The sequence below is a fragment of the Grimontia indica genome, assembly GCF_000333895.2.
GTDB lineage: Bacteria > Pseudomonadota > Gammaproteobacteria > Enterobacterales > Vibrionaceae > Enterovibrio > Enterovibrio indicus.
In genome coordinates this window covers 1-22,503 of record NZ_ANFM02000008.1, presented here as the reverse complement: position 1 = coordinate 22,503, position 22,503 = coordinate 1, and the positions used below count along the sequence as shown (strand labels likewise).

Here is a 22,503-nt window from a genome sequence, read left to right as displayed (position 1 = left end):
CATGCCGCGTATCGTTCGCGGCTTGAAGGGAATCGCGTCACGTGAATGTCACAGATGTCACTAATGCATCTGTCGGCATATATAGCGAGACAATACTGAACGCAACCCGGCTTTTGATCCTAAGATCTTCAATAACGGACAAGGATCATCGGCCAGAAGTGCTCCATCAGGGTGCTGCTCGATCGCCAATGTAAACCCAGAACACGTAATACCTTCCAAGACGAAGGTGGTGAAGGGCATGGAGAAGAAAAATGAAATTTGTAGATGAAGCGGTAATCCGCGTTGAAGCCGGCGATGGCGGTAACGGTACAGTCAGTTTCCGTCGTGAGAAATATGTGCCTAAAGGTGGTCCTGACGGCGGTGACGGCGGCGATGGTGGCGACGTTTACCTGCTGGCAGATGAAAACCTGAACACCCTGATTGACTACCGCTTTGAGCGTTTCCACGCAGCGGGCCGTGGTGAAAATGGCCGTGGTGGTAACTGTACCGGTAAGCGTGGTGACGATCTGATATTGAATGTCCCTGTGGGTACCCGTGCCGTTGATGAAGACACCGGCGAAGTCATTGCTGACCTGACTCACCATGGTATGAAAATCATGGTGGCGAAGGGCGGCTGGCACGGCTTGGGTAATACCCGTTTCAAGTCCTCTGTAAACCGTGCTCCTCGCCAAAAATCGATGGGTACCAAGGGCGAACTGCGTCACCTGCGTCTTGAGCTGCTTCTGTTGGCTGACGTGGGTATGCTGGGTCTGCCTAATGCAGGTAAGTCTACCTTCATCCGTGCGGTATCAGCGGCTAAGCCTAAAGTGGCGGACTATCCGTTCACCACATTGGTACCAAGTTTGGGCGTGGTGCGTGTTGCTGACAACAAGAGCTTTGTTGTTGCCGATATCCCAGGTCTGATTGAAGGTGCTGCGGAAGGTGCCGGCCTCGGTATTCGATTCCTGAAACACCTTGAACGCTGTCGTGTGCTGCTGCATATGATTGACCTGATGCCCGTTGACGGTTCTGATCCTGTCGATAATGCATTCACTATTATCGAAGAGCTTCAACGCTACAGCGAGAAGCTGGCTGATAAGCCACGTTGGATCCTGTTTAACAAGATCGACCTGATGAGTGAAGAAGATGCGGAAGCGGAAATCGAGCGTATTCTTGATGCATTAGGTTGGGATGAACCTTACTACGCGATTTCTGCTATCAACAAAGGCAATACTCAGCAGCTCACTTACGATCTGATGGAATTCATCGAATCACTGCCAACGGCCATTGAGCCGGAAGAAGCGGCTGAAGAAGCTAAAGTTGAATTCAAGTGGGATGACTACCACGAGCAGGAAATCAAGAAGCAGTCTAAGTCTGATGATGACGACGATGATGACTGGGATGATTGGAACGAAGACGATTACGACGTAGAGATCATCTACCGTCCATAATCCGGAATACATAGAAAACCGCCTAGATAAAGGCGGTTTTTTTTCGCCCAAATCAGTTCCGTAGGGAAAACCTGTGATGTAGCATGTTGCAGCCGTTTGAAAATAAAGGATCAATAGCAGATGAAGATCAGTATGATTGCCGCAATGGCGAAGGGACGTGTGATAGGGAAAGACAACGCCATGCCTTGGCATCTGCCTGCCGATTTTACCTGGTTCAAACAAAACACGTTAGGCAAGCCAGTCATCATGGGTCGGAAAACTTATGAGTCCATTGGCCGCCCGCTGCCGGGTCGACGTAATATCGTGATCAGTCGAGATGAAAACTGGTCAGCAGAAGGCGTGGAGAGCACTACCAGCATTGACGCAGCGATTGCGCTAGCAGGTGATGTTGAAGAAGCGGTGATCATTGGTGGTGGTACCATTTATGAAGCGAGCATGCCCCGGGCTGATAAGCTTTGTCTGACCTTTATTGATGCGGAGATAGACGGTGATACCTGTTTCCCTTATTGGGGGGAAGGATGGGCAGAGACGCACCGCGAATCCTATCAGGCTGATGAAAAGAACCGCTACAACATGGAGTTTGTGGTGTTAGAGCGGGCGTAAGCGGTCAGGCATGAATCGGGCAAGGGCGAGAAAACCTTTGCCCATCTTCCCATCTCACCATGGTGAGTGAACCACCCCACACACAGCCAGTATCCAGCCCTAACAGATTGTCAGTTAATACGCCGCCAAGTGCTGCCCAATGGCCAAAAACCAGCGTTTCGTCAATCGTGCGACGATTTGGCATCTGAAACCAAGGCATGAGACTTCCATCTTTCACTTTCTCCGGAGGGAGTTTGCAGGCCATATCCAAGCTGCCATCCGGTTCACAAAAACGCATGCGTGTCATGGCATTGATGGCATAGCGATACTTCTCAATGCCTTTTAAGTTTGGTGACCAAAGTGCAGGCTCATTGGCATACATGTTTTTGAGTAGCCAAACATAACGATCACTTTTCAGGACGCTTTCCACTTCCCGGGCGTTTGTCTTAGCCGTATCAATATCCCAGACAGGAGGGATACCAGCATGGGTCATGACAAAACCTGGACTCTCTTCATTGGCCTGATCAACATGGATCAGCAGGGGCTGCTGGCGAAGCCAATTGAGCAACTCATCACGATCTTCAGCTTCCAGTATCGGTAGGGTTTTGTCTTTATCTTTTGGTTTCATGATCCCTTCAGAAACCGCTAAAAGGTGGAGATCATGATTTCCAAGAACCGTATGGCCATGCTTTCCTAAGGATTTAACAAACCTCAGTACTGCAAGGGAGTCTGGGCCACGGGCAACGAGATCTCCAGCTATGTATAGGTGATCGCTGTATGGATCAAAGCTAGCTTCTTTCAATAGTGCGTTAAGATCGTCAAAACAGCCCTGAATGTCGCCGACAAGGTAAGTAGCCACAGATGTTCCTAGTGGAGAATATTGGGAAGCGCGAGACGGAAAGGTGAGACTTCGATGTCGAATTCTTTCTCGTCGACATCGATCATGGTGTAGAACCCTTGCATCACTCCCACTGGGGTTTCCAGCACAGTGCCGCTGGTGTAAGTATATTCGTCGCCCGCTTCGATTAGGGGCTGTTCACCCACAACGCCTTCGCCCTCGATCACCAGTTTTTTGCCATTGGCATCGGTGACCAGCCATTTGCGGCGAAGAAGTTGCGCGTGACGATCACCATTGTTTTCAATGGTGATCGTATAGGAAAACACATAACGTTTTTTATCCGGCTCAGATTGTTCTTCTACGTAGTGAGTCAGCACACGAACCGTAAAGTTGTTGTTTATCATCCCTGAAGTGTTCCCTGAAATTATTGTTGATGGTTTGCATCCATCCAGTTTGCCAGTGCAACAAACTGTGCCAGCGTGAGGCTCTCTGGGCGTGCCGAAGGATCGATACCCAGCGATTCCATGGTTTCTGCATCAATCAGTGATTTGAAACAGTTACGCACTGTTTTACGGCGTTGGTTAAAGCCTTCTCGGCAAACACGCTCCAACCATTTAAGGCTAGTGGTTGGGTGTGGCAGCTCTTTGTGTGGAATAAGGCGCACAACGGCCGAGTCTACTTTTGGCGCAGGTTTAAACGCTGTTGGCGGCACTTCCAATACAGGTACAACTTTACAGTAGTACTGTGCCATAACTGTCAATCGGCCATAGGCTTTGCTGTTTGGACCGGCAGCCAGACGGTTAACAACCTCTTTTTGCAGCATAAAGTGCATGTCTTTGACTTTACCCGCAAAGCTAAAGAGGTGGAACATTAATGGCGTGGAAACGTTGTACGGCAGGTTACCGAAAATACGCAAAGGATTCTCTTCAGAGGACAATTGCGTAAAGTCAAACTTCATCGCATCGCCTTCATAGATGGTCAGTTTATCTGCCAAATCCGGGTGATGGCGAAGGCGTTCTGCGAGATCGCGGTCTAGCTCTACCACGCTCAGTTTGTCGACTTCGCGTGCAACAGGCTCGGTTAATGCCCCCAGACCTGGGCCTATCTCAACCAAGTTTTCGCCTGGCTGTGGATTAATCGCGGAAACGATGCCATCAATGATGTACGGATCGTTTAGGAAGTTCTGGCCAAAACGCTTGCGGGCGCGGTGACCAAGGTGGACTTTATCGCTCATGCTTTCTTATCTACTAATTCGAGGGCGTGGGATAGCGCTGTCCGCAGGCTTCCAGTATCCGCCGTTCCGGTACCCGCTAAATCCAATGCGGTACCATGATCTACTGAAGTTCGGATGAAAGGCAGGCCAAGCGTGATGTTGACTGACTTTCCAAATCCTTTGAATTTTAACACAGGCAGCCCCTGATCGTGATACATCGCCAATACGGCATCTGCATCTTTCAGGTACTTGTCCTGAAAAAGTGTGTCTGCAGGCAAAGGGCCAATGAGATTCATGCCTTGCTCGCGAAGTTTTTCAAGTGCTGGCTCGATGATGTCGATTTCCTCGCGGCCTAGGCAGCCATCTTCCCCAGCATGGGGATTCAAGCCGCAGACATAAATCTTAGGTTCAGTAATACCGAACTTGGATTTGAGGTCGTCGTTCAAAATACCAATCACCTGGAATAGGCGATCTTCGGTAATAGCTTTCGAGACATAGGCTAACGGAATATGGGTGGTGACCAAAGCAACGCGAAGTCCTTCAGTTGCCAACATCATGACGACTTGTTGCACATTAGCGTGGTGCTGGAAGAACTCAGTGTGGCCACTGAATGACACGCCGGCACGGTTAATCACACCTTTGTGAACCGGACCTGTCACCACTGCGGCAAACTCCCCCTGCATGTTACCTTCGGCTGCGCGGGTTAGGGTGTTTAACACATAGTGGCCATTCGCTTCATTGAGCTCGCCTGCTACTACGTCAGCTTCAAGTGGCTCATCACAAACTACCAGTACGCCCGGTTGATGGGCCTTGGGTGCTGCTGATGGGTCGTAATCTTCAAAGCTGACGCTAATACCGAGCTGCTTGGCGCGCTCTGCCAGCATTGCTTTATTGGCACAAACCACCAGCTCGTGGGGCCAATTGTCATGCGCAAGCGCGAGAACCAAATCAGGACCGATTCCCGCTGGTTCTCCTGGGGTGATCGCAATGCGTTTTGGATTAGCTGTCTTCATCAAGGTTACCCACTTGTTCTACGTAAGCACCAGCACGAAGTTCTTGCAACCAAGCCTGTGCTTCTTCATTAAACTTACGGTTCAGCAGCATGCGGTAAGCACGGTTTTGCATTGCAGCGTCGGTGCGGTCAGCCTGGCGACGATCCAACACTTCGACAATGTGCCAGCCATGAACGGTTTTAAATGGTTCGCTGATTTGACCTTCTGGGAGCGTGTCGACTTTATCTTTGAATTCAGGCACATAAAGCTCTGAGGTTTGCCAGCCAAGGTCGCCTCCTTTCACCGCAGAGCCTGGATCGGCACTGTATTGTTTGGCTAAATCGTCAAAGGTTTTCTCGCCCTTGTTGATTTGCGCAATCATTTGGTTGAGCTGACGTTTCGCACCATCATCACTCAGTACGATAGAAGGCTTAATGAGGATATGACGGGCTTTCACTTCGGTGACGGCGACAGATTGAAGGCCTTTTACATCAGCAATTTTCAGAATGTGATAACCCACACCGCTGCGGAATGGACCAATGACAGCACCTTTGCCGTTGCTTTTGATTTGATCGGCGAAGATGGTTGGCATTTCCTCAAGGCGCATCCATCCCCAATCACCGCCATCAAGTGCTTTCGGGCCTTTGGAGTTTGCAAGAGCGAGCGCTTTGAAATTGGCGCCAGCCTCAAGCTCAGAAACCAGCTCGTTGGCTTTGGCCGCGACAGCATCACGCTCGTCCTTGTCTGCATCTTCATCTAATCGAAGTTGGATATGACTCAGTCGGTATTCAACGTTCTCTAAATTCTTTGCGTTGAGTTGGGATGCCAGTGACTCCACTTCCTGAGGAAGAATATTAATGCGGCGTCTAACCTGAGCATTACGCGCTTCGCTGATGGTCATCTCACGGCGGATTTGGTCTCGGTAAGACGACCAAGTGATACCGCTACGTTTTAACTCTTCACGTAGTTGGTTTACAGACACATCCTTGTCTTTGGCGATAGAGTCAATGGCCTGCTCTAAGCGGGTGTCGTCGATACGAATACCCAATCTTTTGGCTTCTTGAAGCTGGAGTTCTTCAATGATGAGCTGGTCGAGGATTTGTTGCTCGAGCACATCTTCTGGTGGTAGGTTTGCCGTATCTGCGTTCAAAGCCACTGTCTTTTTTAGAGATTCGACATCACTTGAAAGGATCACTCCTTCATTCACAACAGTGATAACGCGATCTAATTCTGCCGGGGAAGCCGACACCATTAACGAACTGGCTGAGATTGCCGTGGCCAGTAAAGCTTTCGTCCATTTATTCATTTGTGTTTCCAAAATCTCAAAATTAGTTCTTAAGGCCAAACGGATTGCGGTAACCCAAGGCGTTGCCGCTGGCGGTGCTGTAGCCAAAGCCTGCGTTAGCACCAAGACCAAGCAGACTGAATGACAAGCTGATGTTGTTGTCGTATCGCGCAGTATTATTGATATTGCTGCGCGCCAGCAGATATTCGTTGTAACTTAGGCCAATCACCCAGCAAGCAGATGTGTATGTCAGACCAAACTGGTTTTCTAACATTAGATCTTGCGTTAAGTCGTGAAAGTACTGCCCCTGAAAATTCACATTTGAAGTGATGGGAAAGCCAGTGACTAAACCAACTTGGGAAATCCCGTCTTCAGTGATCTGGTCTAAATTGTCGAACCCAACGGTACTCGCGATGTAATCTTTTGCTACGTATCGATAACTGGTTTGAGCATAAAACTCGCCATCCCGATATTCCAAAGTGGCATTGCCAAATTGCAAGTCACTGAGATTACTATCGTATTCCAATGACCCTCTGACAAACAGGTAATCATTGAGGTTCAGCTCACTTTCAATTGCCCACGCGGAGTAATTAATGGATGTATCTTCCTGATTGCCGAAGCGATCAAGATAATAAATCTGTCCAAATGCCAGATTAAATCGTTCTTTGTATCCATCGTCAAAGAAGCGGGTCGCAGCACCAACCGTAAATTGGTTAGCCGGGTTGATATAGTCGACACTGCTGTATTGGTTAGCCCTAAACAGGCCATAGTAATCCGTTTGTAGGCGCGCAGTATCGTAGCCACCACCTGAGTAGTTGACCGGGTTGTAAATGCCAGATTGGTCAACGTCTTTGATGTAAAGATACTGAATTTGCGGTTCCAGAGTCTGTGTATATGGGGTATCGAAGAATGCACCATTGCGTTCCAGCGTCACGACGGCGTGAAGTCTTGTCATCGGCACCACGCGGGAGACTGTTTCCTCAAGCTCCTCACCATTAACACCAATCACACCATCAATATTTGACTGGTCGTAATAGGTGTAAAATAATTTACCTTCTGCAGTCGCACTCAACCAGGGCAGGTTGTAAGGCAGAACAATGGTGGGCTCAATGTTAAAGCGAAGCGCATCAGGTTTACTGTTGTCATCAGTTGCAAATTTACTGATTTGCGCTGGCATGTAAAAGTCAAATCCGAAGCCTGCCTCTGGACGATAATAGTTCATCGCTAACTGAGGCAATAAGCGGTATACAGAAGTGTCTTGGCTTAGAGGCTGAAAATTACGAACCGTCAGTGTTGAGTCCCAGTTCAGGTCACGATAGGACACTTCACCTGTTTGCAACAAGGTGTTGTCTTCACGGCTACCCACGCGCGAATCGGTGTGGCGTGTGAAGTAACTAAAATCACTGACCTTGCTGTAGTCAATATCGTATAGCCAGTGGTTTTGGATTCCGGAATGACTCCAGTTGAAACCCCAGCTCTTATCAAACTCAGGGTAGAGTTTATCTTCCCCCATGTATTCGAGCACCATGCTGCCTGAGCCCATTTCGGTGAGGTAACGGGGTTCCATGGTCATAAACAAGCCACGGTTAGACATATATTTAGGGGTAATGCGCATGTCAGCCTGGGGATGAATATTCCAGTAAAACGGCGTTTCCAGTCCGAAACCGTCGGTATCGTTCCAACTGATGGAAGGATAAAGGAAACCTGTCAGTCTGCCGTCTTCAACCGGCACGCGAAGGTAAGGCAGATAGAAAATCGGGGTATCTAACACTTCAAAGCGGGCGTGGTAGAGGTCAGCAAAAATGTCACCATCTTCCTTTTCCAACTTACCGGCACTGAAACGCCAGCTTTTGTCATCGTCAGGGCAGGTGGTGTAAGTGCCATCTTCCAACTCGTAGAAGGTGGTGCCGTTTTTAAATACGCGCTTGGCTTCGCCGCGGCCCGGGGTACACATCATTTTGTACTGGGCATCGTTCAGAGTAGTGTCTTCATTATCCAGATTGGTTTGCAAAGACTGACCGGAAATAGCGATTTCCCCGTCATGGAAATATACACTCCCTTCCGCGGTAACGATATTTTCCGGCTGGCGCAGCGTCGCTGTGTCGGCTTTAACAGTGCGATTACCCTGAGTCACCACGACGTCACCACGGTAAATGGCTTTTTCGTTGGCTTTGGCTTCAGCACTGTCTGCCTCAATTCTCACCGGTAAATTGTTGATATCATCTGTGTTGCCTGTATTTGGGCGACAGCGGTATTCCGGTGCAAGGCATTTTTCAGTCGGGATCACCAGCGGTTCTGTGCTGTCCTGAGTAACTTGGCTCTCTTCCGCCATGGCCTGTCCATAAAGGGCAAGGCAAATCATCGAGGATAAAAAACTTCTGGCAGTCAGTGACATTAAAACTCAATCCTGTTGTTGGCATACAGCACTGGTATACTCTTGCGCTGCGTCCTGGCAATTTTTTGCTGAAAAATGGGGGTTATGATAATGCAAATCATCTCTCACGGCACCTGCTTGCTGGCGGAATCGAGATAAATTAGTCAAATAGAGAATAATGCATGGCGATTTGGGGAAAAGTGCTGGGGGCATTTTTTGGCTTCCTGCTCGGTGGTCCTTTCGGATTATTGTTAGGTCTGTTTTTGGGGCATAAGTTCGATAAGGCAAGACAAAACGTTTCCTTGGGCGGTGGTTTTCAGGGGCAGAACCAGCAAGCGCGTCAACAGGCTTACTTTCATGCCACTTTTTCAGTCATGGGACATGTTGCCAAAGCCAAAGGTCAGGTGACGCAAAACGAAATTCGTCTTGCGACAGAGCTTATGGATCGGATGGGGCTGCATGGTGAAGCGAGACGGCAAGCACAAGATGCATTCCGTGAAGGTAAAGACGCCACGTTCCCGCTGGAAGAGACATTAGCGTCGGTTCGTCGCAACTGTGGTGGCCGGTTTGACCTGCTGCAGTTCTTCCTTGAGGTGCAAATTCAGGCTGCGTATGCCGATGGTTCTATGCACCCGAGCGAGCGTCAGGTGCTTTACACGATTGCCAGCACCCTAGGTTTTTCCCGTCGGCAACTCGAGCAGCGCTTGGCGATGCAGGAAGCGGCTTACCAGTTTTATCAACAACAGGGTGGCCAGCATCAAGGTCAGCAACAGTGGCAAAAAGGTTTTGGCGGGCCCAATATCGCTGACGCCTACAAAATTTTGGGTGTTGATGAAGATGCGAATGCACAGACACTTAAACGTGCTCACAGAAAGCTGATGAATGAGCACCATCCGGATAAGCTAGCCGCAAAAGGTCTGCCACCTGAAATGATGGAGATGGCAAAACAAAAAGCGCAGGAAATTCAGGCAGCTTACGATCTGATCAAAAAAGAAAAGGGCTTTAAATAAGCCCTTACACGAGATTCTGTGGTTTACCTTCGATAAAGGCATTCAGGTTGTCGGTAAGTTGATTTGCCAGTGTCTGGATGCTGGAATCGCTGCCCCAAGCGACATGAGGGGTCAGGATTAAGTTCGGCATTCCTGCATGCGCCAACAATGGATTGCTGGTTGTAGCAGGCTCTTCAGTAAATACATCCACCCCTGCGCCAGCAATTTCGCCTTTCTTAAGCGCCTCAACCAGCGCCATTTCATCAACCAAGCCACCTCGTCCCGTGTTGATTAACACCGAAGTAGACTTCATTTTTGCAAGTTCTTCAGCGCCAATCAGGTTTCGGGTAGCATCGCTGAGCGGACAATGCAGGGTCAGGATATCGGTCTGTTGCAACATATCCTCAAATGAAACATACCCGTCTCGGACCGATGTTGCGCCTTTTCGTTCTGAGCGAATCACCTTCATGCCGACAGCGTTAGCGAGTATCGCTACTGCCTGTCCCAAACTACCTGACCCAATAATCCCGAGCGTGGCGCCAGCAATATCACCGATAGGATGAGTGAAGAAGCAAAATTGGTTCTTCTCTTTCCAAACACCCAGCTCAATGTCCCTGTGGTAGGCATTGAGGTTTCTTCTCAGAGCAAAAGCGAGCGCGATGACATGTTCTGGCACGGAGCGGGTGGCATAACCACGGATATTACAAACAGGAAGGTGGTTGGCTTTGCACCAGTCGATATCGACATTGTTATAGCCTGTTGCGGCCAAGGCAATCAGCTTTAGCGATGGGAGTTGAGCCAACAGTTCTCCATTGAGGATGACTTTGTTAGCTATAACAATGGTGGCATCTTTGAGTCTGCTTAATACTTCTTCGGGTGATGTTTCTTCGAAGCTTTCCCATTGGTGAGGAAAAGAGGGCGAGGGAATACGGATATGAGAGGGGATAGTGGCGCTATCCAGAAAGACGATCTTTTCCATGGCGAACTTCCTTTTTTCGCCAGTGTAAAACTGAACTGTTGATTACTTCAACAGTTCCGGGTTAGCTTTGATGCCTCGTCGTACCAGCGTGTCACCCGGAGCACTGCTGTAAAAATCGCAAGGCGCAGACAAATGCATAGGCTCTCCCGAACCTGGATGCAGGAAGCAAAGTTCACCAGCGTGAAGTTGCAGTCTTGGTGAGTATTTCAGTGCCTGTGGATGAGCATAAAACTCGTCGCCGACAATCGGGTGTTCTAGCGCTAGCATGTGCACACGAAGCTGGTGGGAGCGGCCTGTGATTGGCAGAAGGCGCACCAGCGAGGTTTTCTTCTCCCGCTTAATCACTTCGTAGTCTGTTACTGACGGCTTGCCGTTTTCGAAACACACCATTTGCTTTGGGCGGTTTGGCCAGTCACAAATCAGCGGCAGGTCGATGCGGCCTTCATCCTGCTCAACACTACCCCACACGCGTGCGTAATAGAGCTTGTGGGTTACACGCTCACGGAATTGGGCTTTCAAGTGGCGTTCTGCCTCCTTGTGTTTAGCAAACACAATCAGGCCAGAAGTCGACATATCGAGTCGGTGAACCAGTTCAGCGTCAGGATATTCCGCCTTGATGCGTGACCATGCACTATCGTAATGCGCAGGGTCACGTCCCGGGTTGGTCAGAAGACCACTCGGTTTGTTGATGGCAATGATGTCGTCATCCTGATAGATAACATCCAACCAAGGATCCGTTGGCGGGTTATAAATAAAGTCGCTCATGGCTTTACTCGAAAAAGAACTGCTCGAAGTTTAGACGGGCGGCAGTTTAGCATGCCCCAATGTAAAGGGAAGGCTGGATACAAAAAGGCACCGCCGAAGCAGTGCCTTGCCTTTGGGCTAGCTCAGATTACTGATGGCTGACCACGATCACACGCAGCGCATCCAGATTCACCTGTGCCTGATTGATGTAGCCGCGAAGCTCACCCATTTGGGTTTCAATCGCTTCCAGCTCATCGTCACGGATGTTTGGGTTCACGGCTTTCAGTGCCTGAAGGCGATCCAGCTCGGCACGAAGCTTGGCTGTCATCTCAGCTTCTGCCGCTTCTTTGACCACGGCCAGTTGTTTTTCAGCCAGCGGGTCGCCCATTTCGATCAAACCATGAATTTGGGTTTGAACTGAGGACACCAGTTTGCTTGCCAGATGGCGGTTCACAGGGCTCAGTTGGCGGTGGAAGCCTTCAAACTCTACCTGCGCTGCCAGATCGTTGCCTTTTGCATCCAGAAGTACACGGATTGGGGTCGCTGGCAGGAACTGGTGAATGCCTGAGCTCTTCGGTGCCTGTGCATCGGCTACATACAGCAGCTCAAGGAACAGGGTGCCGACAGGGAGAGCCTTGTTTTTCAACAGGGAAACCGCAGTGGTGCCCACATCTTCAGAAAGCAGTAGATCAATACCGCCCTGGATCATTGGGTGTTCCCAACTGATAAAGTGCAGGTCTTCACGAGATAGCGCTGTTTCACGGTCAAAGGTGATGGTGCAGCCTTCGCTTGGCAGGCCAGGGTAGCTCGATACCAGCATGTGCTCTGAAGGCGTGATCACAATGGCATTCTCGCCTTTATCGTCCTGATTCAGACCAACCGTGTCAAACAGGCCTAACGCAAAGGTCACCAGATTGGTGTCGCCGTCATGGGAGGCGATGGTTTCTGCCAACGCCTTGGCATTGTCGCCGCCATTAGAGTGCATCTCCAGCAGACGGTCGCGGCCTTTTTCAAGCTCCGCTTTCAGCCTGTGGTGCATCTCGGCACTGGTTTCAATCAACGTATCCAGAGACTCGTCCAGACTGCCTTTCGCCAGCAGTTGCAGCAAATCTTCCTGAACGTGTTCAAAGACAGCACGGCCTGTCGGACAGGTCTCTTCAAAGGCGTTCAGGCCTTCATTGTACCAACGCGCCAGCAGTGCTTGCGACGTCCCTTCCATGAATGGGACGTGGATTTCGATGTCGCGCTTCTGGCCGATACGGTCCAGACGGCCAATACGTTGCTCCAACAAGTCTGGGTTCATTGGCAAATCGAACATCACCAGTTGGTTAGCAAACTGGAAGTTACGGCCTTCTGAGCCGATTTCAGAACAGATCAGCACCTGTGCGCCAGCTTCATCCTGTGCGAAGTAAGCAGCTGCTTTATCGCGCTCCAGAATCGACATACCTTCGTGGAAAACAGTACCGCGAATACCTTCACGTTCGCGAAGTGCTTGCTCCAGCGACAATGCAGTTTGTGCGCGTGAACAAATCACCAGCACTTTCTCTTGACGGTTGGATTTCAACAAATCCAGCAGCCAGTCAATACGTGGATCGAAGCCCCACCAAGAGGCGTTTTCACCTTCAAATTGCTGGTAAATATCTTCAGGGTACAGCCACTGAACCGCTTTTTGTTCGATAGATTGGCTGCTGCCACCCATCATGGCGGCAACACGCATCGAGGTCTGGTACTGGCTTGGCAGTGCCAGTGGGTACAGGTTCAAATGGCGCTGTGGGAAGCCCTGAATCGCCGCGCGGGTGTTACGGAATAACACGCGGCCCGTACCGTGGCGGTCCATCAGGTTGTCTATCAGCTCGTTACGAGCGTCACGGCGTTGGTCGTTATCGACATCTCCAGCTTCAATAATACGCAGTAGCGGCTCAACATCCTGCTCGGAAAGCAGTTCGGTAATGCTGTTTTTCGCTTCATTGCTGAGCTTGTCTTCAGACAGCAGCTGGCTCACAGCGTCAGCGACCGGCGCGTATTGGGTTTCTTCTTCTACAAATGCCTGGTAGTCATAGAAACGGTCTGGGTCGAGAAGACGCAGACGGGCAAAATGACTTTCGTGACCCAGCTGTTCTGGGGTTGCCGTCAGCAGCAGCACGCCTGGGGTGTTTTCAGCGATGCCTTCAATCACCTGATATTCGCGGCTGGCTTTCTCTTCGCTCCACTCAAGGTGATGCGCTTCGTCGACGACCAGCAGATCCCATTCGCCTTCGGCGGCTTGCTCCGCACGTTTACGGCTTTTACGCAGGAAATCCAATGAACACAGTACCAGCTGTGCAGTATCAAACGGGTTATCCGCATCCGCAAACGCTTCGATGCAGCGCTCTTCGTCGAAAATGGAGAAGTGCAGATTGAAGCGACGAAGCATCTCAACCAGCCACTGGTGTTGGAGGGTTTCCGGCACAACAACCAAAACACGGGACGCACGACCTGACAACACTTGCTGGTGGATGATCATGCCTGCTTCGATGGTTTTACCCAAGCCTACTTCGTCAGCCAACAATACGCGTGGCGCGTGACGGCGACCCACTTCATGGGCGATGAAAAGCTGATGAGGGATCAAACCCGCACGCATACCACACAGGCCGCGCATAGGGCTCTTATGCTGCTCGTATTGGTTCTTCAAGGCGCGGTAGCGCAGTGCAAAACGGTCCATGCGATCGATTTGACCGGCAAACAGCTTGTCCTGCGGGCGGTTAAAACGGATTTGGTGGCTCAGGAAAATTTCACGAAGCAGCGTGTTTTCTTCACCCGAGTCGGTGCGTGTACCCACATAGGTCAGCACGCCGCCTTCCTCTTCAACACGTTCAACGGTCAGGAACCAGCCTTCATGACTTTCAATGGTATCGCCTACGTTAAACATCACGCGCGTGATGGGCGCGTCGTTATTGGCGTAGAGTCGATTTTCTTCACTGGCTGGGAACATCAGGGTCACAGTACGCGCATCAAGCGCAACAACTGTACCCAGACCCAGGTCACTTTCGGTATCGCTGATCCAACGTTGTCCGAGGGCGTAAGACATAGGGGAGAAACCTCTGGTTAAAGCTGACACAAATTGGAGATGACGTGCCTCATGCGAACTACAGTGTAGGCCATGATGCGCACGGAGAAAAAGGTTGCCAATGGTACTCGAACTTGTGAGCAGGGTCACGGCGAATGTTGGAAATTTGGCGGTCGTAACAAACAAGTAACAAATTCGTGAAAATGTGGCGTAGTCTACGGGTAAACACTGAAATATGTCTTACGATTAAGATTATGCAGACACAGACTTTTTAGCGTAGTGGCTGTATTTACCCGATTACCGTGGCACGCGGTTTGCTTGCGGGATCAGGGGAAACTCGTGGGGCTCCCACAAGCCTATGCAACCAAGGAGGTGCCTATGGGCGATGCCGATCGGAAATTCTTTGTGCTGGACACCAACATCCTGCTTCATGAACCTTTCGCCATCTATTCCTTTCAAGAACATGACGTGATCATTCCCATGACCGTCCTCGAAGAGCTAGACCGGATCAAAGACAGCAAGCGGGATGTCTCCCGTGACGCACGTGTCGCGATTCGTGCCCTCGAAGATATCTTTAAAGACGCCACCCCAGACCAGATTGCTGAAGGAATTATTGTCGGCAAAGAAGGCAGCACGGGGACCGTCTCCATTTTTGCAGACTACGAAATTAAGGAAACCGTTCAGGCGTTTGCCGACAAAGCGGGAGACAACCGTATCCTCAATGCGGTGCTGCACCTGCAGGCTAAACGCTCACCAAGAACCGTGGTACTGGTCACCAAAGACATCAACATGCGCCTGCGTGCGAAAGGGGCTGGCGTACTGTTTGTTGAAGACTACCGTACCGACCAGTTGATTGATGATGTCAGCCTGCTGACCAAAGGCTTCCAGGTCTTTGAAGGCGGCTTTTGGGACAAAGTCGGTCAAGTGGAAACGGAAAACAGCGGCCGCACCACCTTACACACTTTGCCGCGTGAACTCGCCGATACGACCTTCGTGAACCAGTACCTGCTGGATGAAGGTGACGATTTTGCCGGACGTGTGGTGGGGTTAACCGAAACGGAAATGACCGTCAAGGACATCAGCCGTGAACGTTTGATGCACCGCGAAGCCTGGGGAGTGCGCCCGAAAAATATCTATCAGGGAATGGCAATGGATGCATTGCTCGACCCGAATGTGGATCTGGTGATCCTGACCGGCCCTGCAGGTTGTGGTAAAACCATCCTGGCCATGGCAGCTGCTCTTGAGCAGGTGGTCGAAAAGGGCATGTATGACAAGATCATCGTGACCCGAAACACGCCGGAAATTGCTGAGTCTATCGGTTTCCTTCCCGGCACCGAAGAAGAGAAAATGCTGCCCTGGTTAGGTGCAGTGACCGATACGTTGGAAGCGCTGCACAAAAATGACGAGTGTGCAGATGGCTCGATGCGTTACATCATGGATAAAGCCAATATCCAGTTTAAATCCATCAACTTTATGCGTGGCCGCTCCATCCAGAATGCTTTTGTGATTCTGGATGAGTGTCAAAACCTCACCGCATCACAGTTGAAGACCATCATCACCCGTTGTGGTGAGGGAACGAAAATCGTTTGCTCCGGTAATCTGGCGCAAATAGACAGTCCATATCTGACCCCTGTGACATCAGGGCTGACATACATTGTGGAAAGATTTAAGAACTTTGAAGGCAGTGCCTGTGTTTACCTCAATGGTGTGGTGCGCAGCCGTCTCGCAGAGTTTGCTGAAGAGAACCTCTAACCGGAACCGAATTGAAAAAGGCTGCCCTTTGGCAGCCTTTGTTTTTCTGCATAGTGCTACTAAGCCCAGCGATGCTCAGTAAATAAATCGTCGTCATTGTTGCCCGCCGTAAAGTTGTTCTGTGACTGCTTATTGGCGCGCATACGGGTTGAGGCGATACGAACCAACTTCTCACCACTTTCACCATCATAGGGATAGCAGGCAATCCCAGAACTGAATTTTACGGGTACCACTTGCTGGTCGATGTAAAGCAGGCTGAGCTGAAGCGTTTTCTGCAACTGTTGCAACTTGCGTTGTGCCTGACTGCTGTCGCTTAAATCAAACAGGACCGCAAATTCTCCCCCGCCCAAACGAGCGCGCAGTGTTTGGCTCGAAAGCTGAAGCCTAAGCTGAGTAGCCAGATGCTTAATTGCCATGTCACCGACATCTTGCCCATAGCTTTCATTGACTTGCTTTAGATGATCAATATCTAACACGGCGACCACGTAAGGTGATGGTGAAAATCGCTTATCACTCAATGCTGTGAAAAATTGATGACGGGTTTTGGTGCCAGTCAGCGGGTCGTTTTGGGTCGCAGTTTCCAGCTTTTGCTTTGAATCCTTGAGTGCTTTCACGGCAGATTTTAGCTCTGCGGTGCGGTGCTTGAGTAGGCGGTGGTACAGAAACAAACCGACCGTCAACAGTACCATGGAACAGAGAAAAATCAGGTATTGCGCGGTTTTGTTGAGCCAAGGTAGCGCCAGGTGAAGTTTGTTCTGAGGCAGCCACTTATCATAAATGGCCTGCAAGTCAGACGGGTCAATGTTGTTCAACCCTCGCTCAACCTTTGCGATGGTTGATTTGGAATCCTTACTGACAGCGAAATGCATCGGGAAAGAATAGAGTTTCTGGCGTGATGTGAACTGACCGCTGTTGCCTGTATGGCGCATGTCGTATAGCGCAGTGCTGTAGTCATCAATAAATACATCGACCTCGCCGCGGTAGGCGGCATCATTCAACGAGCCAAATGTCGGGAAAAGGCGGATGTTTTTTTCTGGAATTCGGGAAATCAGAAAAGCGTGTTTAGTGCTGTCTTTGACGGTGCCGACGATGGCGGAGTCGAGCGAATCAAGCCCTTCAAATGAGCGGTCTTTTTGCGCAAATAGGTGAACATTGTAGTGATTTAGCGGAAGTTCGCGGGAAAAAGCCAGTGTTTTTGCGCGATCGCCAGTATAGCCTAATCCACCATGTATCACGTTCGGTGTCGAACGGGCGTACTCCAGTGATTCACTCCAGGGCTTGAGTTCAAAGGTGACATCAACATTGTTGGCTTTGCCATAGAGGCGCCAAAAATCCACCATGATGCCGTCGGGTTGACCAAGGCGGTTGATGAATGAGAAGGGTTGCCAGGTCGAAGAGCCCGTAATGATCAGCTTTTTGGTTTCAGCAAATGATAATGGCGAAAACGAAAAGAGTACTGACGTCAGCAAAAGAGCGGTGAGCTGGCGAATACTGGGCATAAGAGAACTCGGGTACATCAACCTGTCTAGATTATCTGTCGAGATTATACGCAACCCTTTGCGTTGTGTGAAACGATTAATCAGATTTCTGTCAATCGTTAATGTGATGTGAAAATTGAACTTACATCCCAAAAAGAAAAGCCGCCTTATGTGGCGGCTTCTTAAACAATGCGACGGTTAAAACAATTCGACATCATCCTCGGGCACAAGCTCTTGCAGCTCGCCAGAGGCTATCAAATCTTCATAGAAGGCGACTTGGTTTCGACCATTTTGCTTCGCTTTATAGAGTGCTTGGTCAGCGAAACCCAATACAGTAATAGCATTCAACTCCTGATCACTGATGGCCGCGGCTCCCATAGAAATTGACACTTCCTTGGCTTGACCATAATCGCGTTTGTTGACGGTTTCCAGGAAGTTTCTCACCGTGGCTTCCATCTGTTCACGAGGCTGTGGATGCATAATCACCACAAATTCATCGCCACCATAGCGGAACAGGATATCTTCTTCGTCGAATGACTGCTTCATCATCGCAGTGATGAGCAGTAGTACTTCGTCGCCAAATACGTGACCAAGTGCATCGTTGATTTGCTTGAAGTGGTCAACATCGAAAATACACACCCAGTGATGATGTGTTGGGTCGTCAGTGATGCTGGTGCCCTGAATCAAAAAGCGATCAAGCAAGAGATCGATTTTGGTCGTCAATACTTTGCGGTTATACAGGCCTGTCAGGCCGTCACGTTCGCTGGCTGAAATGATCTTCTGGTAGTTCTCGTAGATCTTCGCGAGCCCTTCAATGAGCTGCACTTCATCGCCTTTAAGCTCGTCGGCTTTGCAAAATACGACTGCATGGATGTCATTGTTTTCACCGTAACGGATGGGGACGGCTAGCAAGGATTGGTTGTCATCCTTACTGTATTCCACCACGTTCTCGCCGATGATCACGCAGTTGCGAAGTACCCGCTCGATGGCGTCTTTCTCTTCTTCAAATAAGAAGATGTCTGAACACGCGACAACCATGAACTCCGGGCTTGCTTCCGCATTGTAATCCAACACCAATACCTGGTTAGCCGGTGTTAGCTGTAAAACAGTCGTAATAAGGCTTTCGGAAATGGTATCGGACTCTGTCTGGGCTGTAATATCGACCACCGAGTCCAGTACATCGATACTGGTAACAGTCACAATCGCATCTCTCTTATGTGTTAAGTGTCTTAAAAATAAGTATAGATGCGGTTAGTTGATGCGCAATATTTCACCATCACACATCATCTAACATTATGAAATGTAGGGTGTTATGACCTCATTTGGTGTGCTGAGTTCGGCAATTTCAGCGTGATAAACGACCTTTCCACCGTCAATAAACAACACCTTATCAGCAATGGCGATAGCATCTTCAGGATGATGGGTCACCATCAAAATGGTGGTTCCTGTTGTTTTGGCAAGTTGCTGAACTTCCAAAAGCATATCCCTACGCAGGGAAGGATCCAGTGCCGAAAACGGCTCATCAAGTAAAAGCAGAGGGCGGTTACGGACGAGACACCTTGCCAACGCCACCCGCTGTTTCTGGCCACCAGACAGTTCACCAGGCTGACGGTTTAGGTAACCTTCTAATCCAACCTTGGCGGCGGCTTCTTCAACACGAGCCTTGTCTTCAGCGCTCAGAGAGAGTTTGGGACTGATGCCCAACGCAATATTGTCAAACGCACTAAGGTGACTGAACAGGTTGTGTTCCTGGAAAAGAATAGAGAGTGGGCGGTCATGCGATGGCTTTTGTGTGAAGTTGTCGTCATTGAAGCTCACCGAGCCTTCTTGAGGCGGCAAAAGCCCACACAGCAAAGAGAGCAGAGTACTTTTTCCTGCACCGCTGGGACCTAAAATGGCGGTGATGCTGCCAGGCGCTGCTTCAAAAGAGAAACTTAGCGTTTCAGACCGGTATTGATAATTGAGCTCACTGACGCGCAGCATAACGTTTTCCTGAAATAACTTTTTCGATGAGGGCATAACTGCCGAGGCTGAGTGCAAACAGAATTAGCGATGCCGCAGCAGCCGCATCCATTTGATAGCTCCCCATTAGGTGGAACAGGTACAAAGGCAGGGTTTGAAAATCCTGACTGCCGACCAAAGCAATCGCACCAAGATCGCCGGTAGAAAGCACAAAACTGATACCGACAGCACGGGCAATCGGCGCCTTTAGAGCGCGCCACTCAATGAGCTTGAGGCGGTTGATTCCTTTTACACCGAGGCTACTGCACAGGTTCTGATATTGCTGCGAAAGTTGGAAAGCAGGTGTGCTTAACGTTTTCACCACATAAGGCAACGCCATCAATGTATTGACTGCAAGAACGAGCCAATAAGGTGAACTGAACACATCGATGTGCTCGCGCAGCATTAGAAATAGACCCGTGCTGAGGACTACGCTGGGCACCACCAATATCAGCGAAGCGGTCATTTCTATGCTATCTGCACGCCGGTTTGCGCCACATAAACGCCAAAAGCGGCTAGTGAGCACAATGGCACTGCCAAGTACAAAAGCGCTAACCGCAGCTCCTGCTGCCAATGATAGGGAGTTGGCGGTCGCCTGCCAAAGCGCTGCACTTGTTAGTACATTCAGCGCGCTGGGGTTGATACCACTCAGGGTCACCATCAGAAGGGGAGGAATGACAAAAAGTACCGCGAGGGCAATCCATGCGATGTCCCAGATTTTTTCAGCAGTGCTGTCGAGTCTTGGTGGAAGCACAATATGGCTGTCCTTTCCTTGCTGGGAAACAGGACGCGTCAGTCGCTGGATGGCGAGGTGGAAAAGGCCACAAAGCAGCAGTTGCCATAGTGCCAGCAGCGCACCTGTCTGCAAATCAAAATCAAAGCGGATAGCCTGATAGATAGCAAGTTCAATAGTTGTTGCGCCTGGACCGCCACCCAGTGCCATCACAGTCGCAAAGCTCGTAAAGCAGAGCATAAAGACCAAACCAATCACATGAGGCAGTTGCTGGCGAAGGTAAGGCCATTCCAATAGGCGGAAGCGATGCCATCCGCGCATTCCGAGTTGTTGCGCAAGTCTTTGTTGATCACCTGGAACCCGCTCTAAAGCCTGTACCAGAAGTTGAGTGGAAAATGGCAGGTTAAAGAATACGTGTGCCAGCAAAATGCCGGAAAGGCCATAGATATTGAGGTCCCAGCTCAATCCCATCAAAGGAAGCCAATCTGACAGCAGTCCTTTCTTGCCGTAAATCGCCAGAATACCGAACACGCCAACCAGCACAGGCAGGACCAGCGTCATGGAAAATAATTTCAGTAATAAGCGCTTGCCTGGAAACTGCCGACGCGAGAGCGCATGGGCAACAGGAATCGCCAACCCGACGGACAACAGCGTGGAAAGGACTGCCTGTTTAATGCTGAACAGGGTGACATGCTTGAGGTAAGGATCGTGCCAAAGTGAGGCGATATCTGGCGTTGGAGCCTGAGTCAGTAAAGAAAACAACGCGGTGCCAATCAGCACCGCGATGACTGACGCCGACAATATGCCGGGCCAGGTTCTGGAAGGGTTTAGCACGGACTTATTTCACCAGCGCCGATTGCCATTCACGAATCCAGTTGCGGCGGTTGTCGGCTACTTTTTCCGGTGCGAATTGAAGACTTTTCGACGGCACAGAAAGGGTGTCGAAGCCCTTTGGCAGTTCAACCCCCGTAACCGGATACATCCACTGACCCGTTGGTACTGCATTTTGGAAGCCATCACTCAGGATGAACTGCATAAACTGATCAGCCAGCTCCTGCCTTTCCGAACTTTTTACTTTGGCTGCGACTTCGACCTGCATGTAGTGGCCTTCTTCAAAGTTGGCACTGCTGAAGTTCGGGTTTTCTTCAGCGATTAGGTGATAAGCTGGAGACGTGGTGTAAGACAGCACCATGTCTGATTCGCCATTCAGGAACATGCTGTAAGCTTCAGACCAGCCTTTGGTCACAGTGACGGTTTTGTTTGCCAGTTTCTGCCAGGCACCCGCAACATCATCGCCGTAGACGGATTTCATCCACAGCATCAGGCCTTGGCCTGGTGTTGATGTGCGTGGGTCTTGATAGATAACGGAGATGTCATCACGCTTCTCAACCAGCTCTTTCAGGCTCTTTGGTGGGTTTTCCAGCTTAGTTTTGTCATAAACAAAGGCGAAGTAGCCGTAGTCGTATGGAACGAATGTGTTGTTGTTCCAACCGTCAGGCAGGGTGACAGACTTTGTGTCCACACTGTGAGCGGCCAGCAGACCAGTCTTTTCTGCTTCAGTCATCAGGTTGGTATCTAAGCCCAGAATGACATCAGCTTTGCTATTTTTTCCCTCTAGACGCAGGCGATTAAGGATGGTCACGCCATCTTCCAGAGCCACGAGGTTCAGGGTGCAGTGACATTCTGCTTCGAAGGCTTTTTTTACCGCTGGGCCCGGGCCCCAGTCAGCAGCAAAAGAGTCGTAAGTGTATACCGTCAGGGTATCAGTAGAGTGTGCCAGCGCAGGACCAGCCATGGTCATTGCCAACATCAGAGCAGAAATAGAATATTTCATCGGTGCCTCACGTCAATGTGCGGCGAGGGTGAGGTCATTGAGCGGGTCAGCTTTGGACATCTCATTCCTACGCCAGCATTATCTGGTTCAGGTACATGGGTTTAGCGTTCGCAATCTCAGCCGACGAAGTCAGCACCCCACGAGATGGCCAATATTGTAAACCAATCGTAGTGATATACCCAAACGACTTGAAGATGCTCGCATTCAGAGGTCATCAATGCGTTCAATTCGAG

18 protein-coding genes and 1 riboswitch are annotated in these 22,503 nt (G+C 50.1%); of the genes, 4 read left to right on the top strand and 14 right to left on the bottom strand.

What is annotated here, in order from left to right; translation table 11 throughout:
* The first annotated feature begins 251 nt into the window (after positions 1–251).
* The gene (gene cgtA / locus D515_RS04625) at positions 252–1,430 is read left to right on the top strand and encodes an Obg family GTPase CgtA (protein WP_002536475.1); all 1,179 of its coding nucleotides are present in this window, start codon (positions 252–254) and stop codon (positions 1,428–1,430) included.
* Between the two features lie 120 nt (positions 1,431–1,550).
* Positions 1,551–2,033, top strand: a complete 483-nt coding sequence (gene folA, locus D515_RS04620; protein WP_002536473.1) for a type 3 dihydrofolate reductase — start codon at positions 1,551–1,553, stop codon at positions 2,031–2,033.
* Positions 2,034–2,037: 4 nt separating this feature from the next.
* On the opposite strand, the gene D515_RS04615 is transcribed toward folA, so the two are convergent.
* From D515_RS04615 to lptD, 6 genes are read right to left on the bottom strand one after another with little or no spacing between them, the layout of a single operon-like run.
* The gene (locus D515_RS04615) at positions 2,038–2,871 is read right to left on the bottom strand and encodes a symmetrical bis(5'-nucleosyl)-tetraphosphatase (RefSeq protein WP_002536471.1); all 834 of its coding nucleotides are present in this window, start codon (positions 2,869–2,871) and stop codon (positions 2,038–2,040) included.
* 8 nt (positions 2,872–2,879) lie between these two features.
* Positions 2,880–3,254: a Co2+/Mg2+ efflux protein ApaG gene (apaG, locus tag D515_RS04610; protein WP_002536469.1), complete on the bottom strand. Its 375-nt coding sequence runs from the start codon at positions 3,252–3,254 to the stop codon at positions 2,880–2,882.
* 20 nt (positions 3,255–3,274) lie between these two features.
* A complete protein-coding gene (gene rsmA / locus D515_RS04605; RefSeq protein WP_002536467.1) occupies positions 3,275–4,084 on the bottom strand; it encodes a 16S rRNA (adenine(1518)-N(6)/adenine(1519)-N(6))-dimethyltransferase RsmA in 810 nt (269 codons plus the stop codon).
* Positions 4,081–5,076 carry a 4-hydroxythreonine-4-phosphate dehydrogenase PdxA gene (gene pdxA / locus D515_RS04600; protein WP_039849608.1) on the bottom strand — a complete coding sequence of 332 codons (996 nt, stop codon included), beginning with the start codon at positions 5,074–5,076 and terminating at the stop codon, positions 4,081–4,083. The genes rsmA and pdxA overlap by 4 nt, the downstream gene beginning before the upstream one ends.
* Positions 5,063–6,361, bottom strand: a complete 1,299-nt coding sequence (surA, locus tag D515_RS04595; protein ID WP_002536463.1) for a peptidylprolyl isomerase SurA — start codon at positions 6,359–6,361, stop codon at positions 5,063–5,065. Before surA ends, pdxA begins: the two co-directional genes overlap by 14 nt.
* 22 nt (positions 6,362–6,383) lie before the next feature.
* A complete protein-coding gene (gene lptD / locus D515_RS04590) occupies positions 6,384–8,735 on the bottom strand; it encodes an LPS assembly protein LptD (RefSeq protein ID WP_002536462.1) in 2,352 nt (783 codons plus the stop codon).
* Positions 8,736–8,896: 161 nt separating this feature from the next.
* On the opposite strand from lptD, the gene djlA reads away from it, so the two are divergent.
* Positions 8,897–9,724 (top strand): co-chaperone DjlA, encoded by an 828-nt coding sequence (djlA, locus tag D515_RS04585; protein WP_002536459.1) that lies wholly within the window; start codon positions 8,897–8,899, stop codon positions 9,722–9,724.
* Between the two features lie 4 nt (positions 9,725–9,728).
* On the opposite strand, the gene D515_RS04580 is transcribed toward djlA, so the two are convergent.
* The 3 genes from D515_RS04580 to rapA form a co-directional block, all read right to left on the bottom strand.
* Positions 9,729–10,682, bottom strand: coding sequence for a D-2-hydroxyacid dehydrogenase (locus tag D515_RS04580; protein ID WP_002536458.1), 954 nt, complete (start codon positions 10,680–10,682; stop codon positions 9,729–9,731).
* Between the two features lie 42 nt (positions 10,683–10,724).
* A complete protein-coding gene (gene rluA / locus D515_RS04575) occupies positions 10,725–11,447 on the bottom strand; it encodes a bifunctional tRNA pseudouridine(32) synthase/23S rRNA pseudouridine(746) synthase RluA (RefSeq protein WP_002536456.1) in 723 nt (240 codons plus the stop codon).
* A 127-nt stretch (positions 11,448–11,574) separates the two neighbouring features.
* Complete coding sequence (rapA, locus tag D515_RS04570) at positions 11,575–14,493, bottom strand: RNA polymerase-associated protein RapA (RefSeq protein WP_002536454.1); 2,919 nt, start codon at positions 14,491–14,493, stop codon at positions 11,575–11,577.
* Positions 14,494–14,850: 357 nt separating this feature from the next.
* Between rapA and D515_RS04565 the strand changes: the two genes are divergently transcribed.
* Positions 14,851–16,224, top strand: a complete 1,374-nt coding sequence (locus D515_RS04565; protein ID WP_002536452.1) for a PhoH family protein — start codon at positions 14,851–14,853, stop codon at positions 16,222–16,224.
* A 59-nt stretch (positions 16,225–16,283) separates the two neighbouring features.
* Here D515_RS04565 and D515_RS04560 read toward each other — a convergent pair whose 3' ends face one another.
* The 5 genes from D515_RS04560 to thiB all read right to left on the bottom strand — a co-directional run bounded on the left by D515_RS04560 (position 16,284) and on the right by thiB (position 22,246).
* Positions 16,284–17,723: a transporter substrate-binding domain-containing diguanylate cyclase gene (locus D515_RS04560; protein ID WP_002536450.1), complete on the bottom strand. Its 1,440-nt coding sequence runs from the start codon at positions 17,721–17,723 to the stop codon at positions 16,284–16,286.
* A gap of 177 nt (positions 17,724–17,900) precedes the next feature.
* Positions 17,901–18,902, bottom strand: coding sequence for a GGDEF domain-containing protein (locus D515_RS04555; RefSeq protein ID WP_002536449.1), 1,002 nt, complete (start codon positions 18,900–18,902; stop codon positions 17,901–17,903).
* A 93-nt stretch (positions 18,903–18,995) separates the two neighbouring features.
* On the bottom strand, positions 18,996–19,685 hold the full coding sequence (thiQ, locus tag D515_RS04550; RefSeq protein WP_002536447.1) for a thiamine ABC transporter ATP-binding protein: 690 nt from the start codon (positions 19,683–19,685) through the stop codon (positions 18,996–18,998).
* On the bottom strand, positions 19,669–21,270 hold the full coding sequence (thiP, locus tag D515_RS04545; protein ID WP_002536445.1) for a thiamine/thiamine pyrophosphate ABC transporter permease: 1,602 nt from the start codon (positions 21,268–21,270) through the stop codon (positions 19,669–19,671). Before thiP ends, thiQ begins: the two co-directional genes overlap by 17 nt.
* Positions 21,271–21,274: 4 nt before the next feature.
* Complete coding sequence (gene thiB / locus D515_RS04540; RefSeq protein WP_420835365.1) at positions 21,275–22,246, bottom strand: thiamine ABC transporter substrate binding subunit; 972 nt, start codon at positions 22,244–22,246, stop codon at positions 21,275–21,277.
* A gap of 71 nt (positions 22,247–22,317) precedes the next feature.
* Positions 22,318–22,420, bottom strand: a riboswitch (TPP riboswitch).
* Positions 22,421–22,503 lie beyond the last annotated feature (83 nt).

What these genes read in the sequence shown, in the direction of transcription:
- cgtA (WP_002536475.1), top strand. Translation starts at nt 252, where the DNA reads ATGAAATTTGTAGATGAAGCGGTAATCCGCGTTGAAGCCGGCGATGGC.
- folA (WP_002536473.1), top strand. Translation starts at nt 1,551, where the DNA reads ATGAAGATCAGTATGATTGCCGCAATGGCGAAGGGACGTGTGATAGGG.
- apaG (WP_002536469.1), bottom strand. Translation starts at nt 3,254, where the DNA reads ATGATAAACAACAACTTTACGGTTCGTGTGCTGACTCACTACGTAGAA.
- rsmA (WP_002536467.1), bottom strand. Translation starts at nt 4,084, where the DNA reads ATGAGCGATAAAGTCCACCTTGGTCACCGCGCCCGCAAGCGTTTTGGC.
- pdxA (WP_039849608.1), bottom strand. Translation starts at nt 5,076, where the DNA reads ATGAAGACAGCTAATCCAAAACGCATTGCGATCACCCCAGGAGAACCA.
- surA (WP_002536463.1), bottom strand. Translation starts at nt 6,361, where the DNA reads ATGAATAAATGGACGAAAGCTTTACTGGCCACGGCAATCTCAGCCAGT.
- lptD (WP_002536462.1), bottom strand. Translation starts at nt 8,735, where the DNA reads ATGTCACTGACTGCCAGAAGTTTTTTATCCTCGATGATTTGCCTTGCC.
- djlA (WP_002536459.1), top strand. Translation starts at nt 8,897, where the DNA reads ATGGCGATTTGGGGAAAAGTGCTGGGGGCATTTTTTGGCTTCCTGCTC.
- D515_RS04580 (WP_002536458.1), bottom strand. Translation starts at nt 10,682, where the DNA reads ATGGAAAAGATCGTCTTTCTGGATAGCGCCACTATCCCCTCTCATATC.
- rluA (WP_002536456.1), bottom strand. Translation starts at nt 11,447, where the DNA reads ATGAGCGACTTTATTTATAACCCGCCAACGGATCCTTGGTTGGATGTT.
- rapA (WP_002536454.1), bottom strand. Translation starts at nt 14,493, where the DNA reads ATGTCTTACGCCCTCGGACAACGTTGGATCAGCGATACCGAAAGTGAC.
- D515_RS04565 (WP_002536452.1), top strand. Translation starts at nt 14,851, where the DNA reads ATGGGCGATGCCGATCGGAAATTCTTTGTGCTGGACACCAACATCCTG.
- D515_RS04560 (WP_002536450.1), bottom strand. Translation starts at nt 17,723, where the DNA reads ATGCCCAGTATTCGCCAGCTCACCGCTCTTTTGCTGACGTCAGTACTC.
- thiQ (WP_002536447.1), bottom strand. Translation starts at nt 19,685, where the DNA reads ATGCTGCGCGTCAGTGAGCTCAATTATCAATACCGGTCTGAAACGCTA.
- thiB (WP_420835365.1), bottom strand. Translation starts at nt 22,246, where the DNA reads ATGTTGGCAATGACCATGGCTGGTCCTGCGCTGGCACACTCTACTGAT.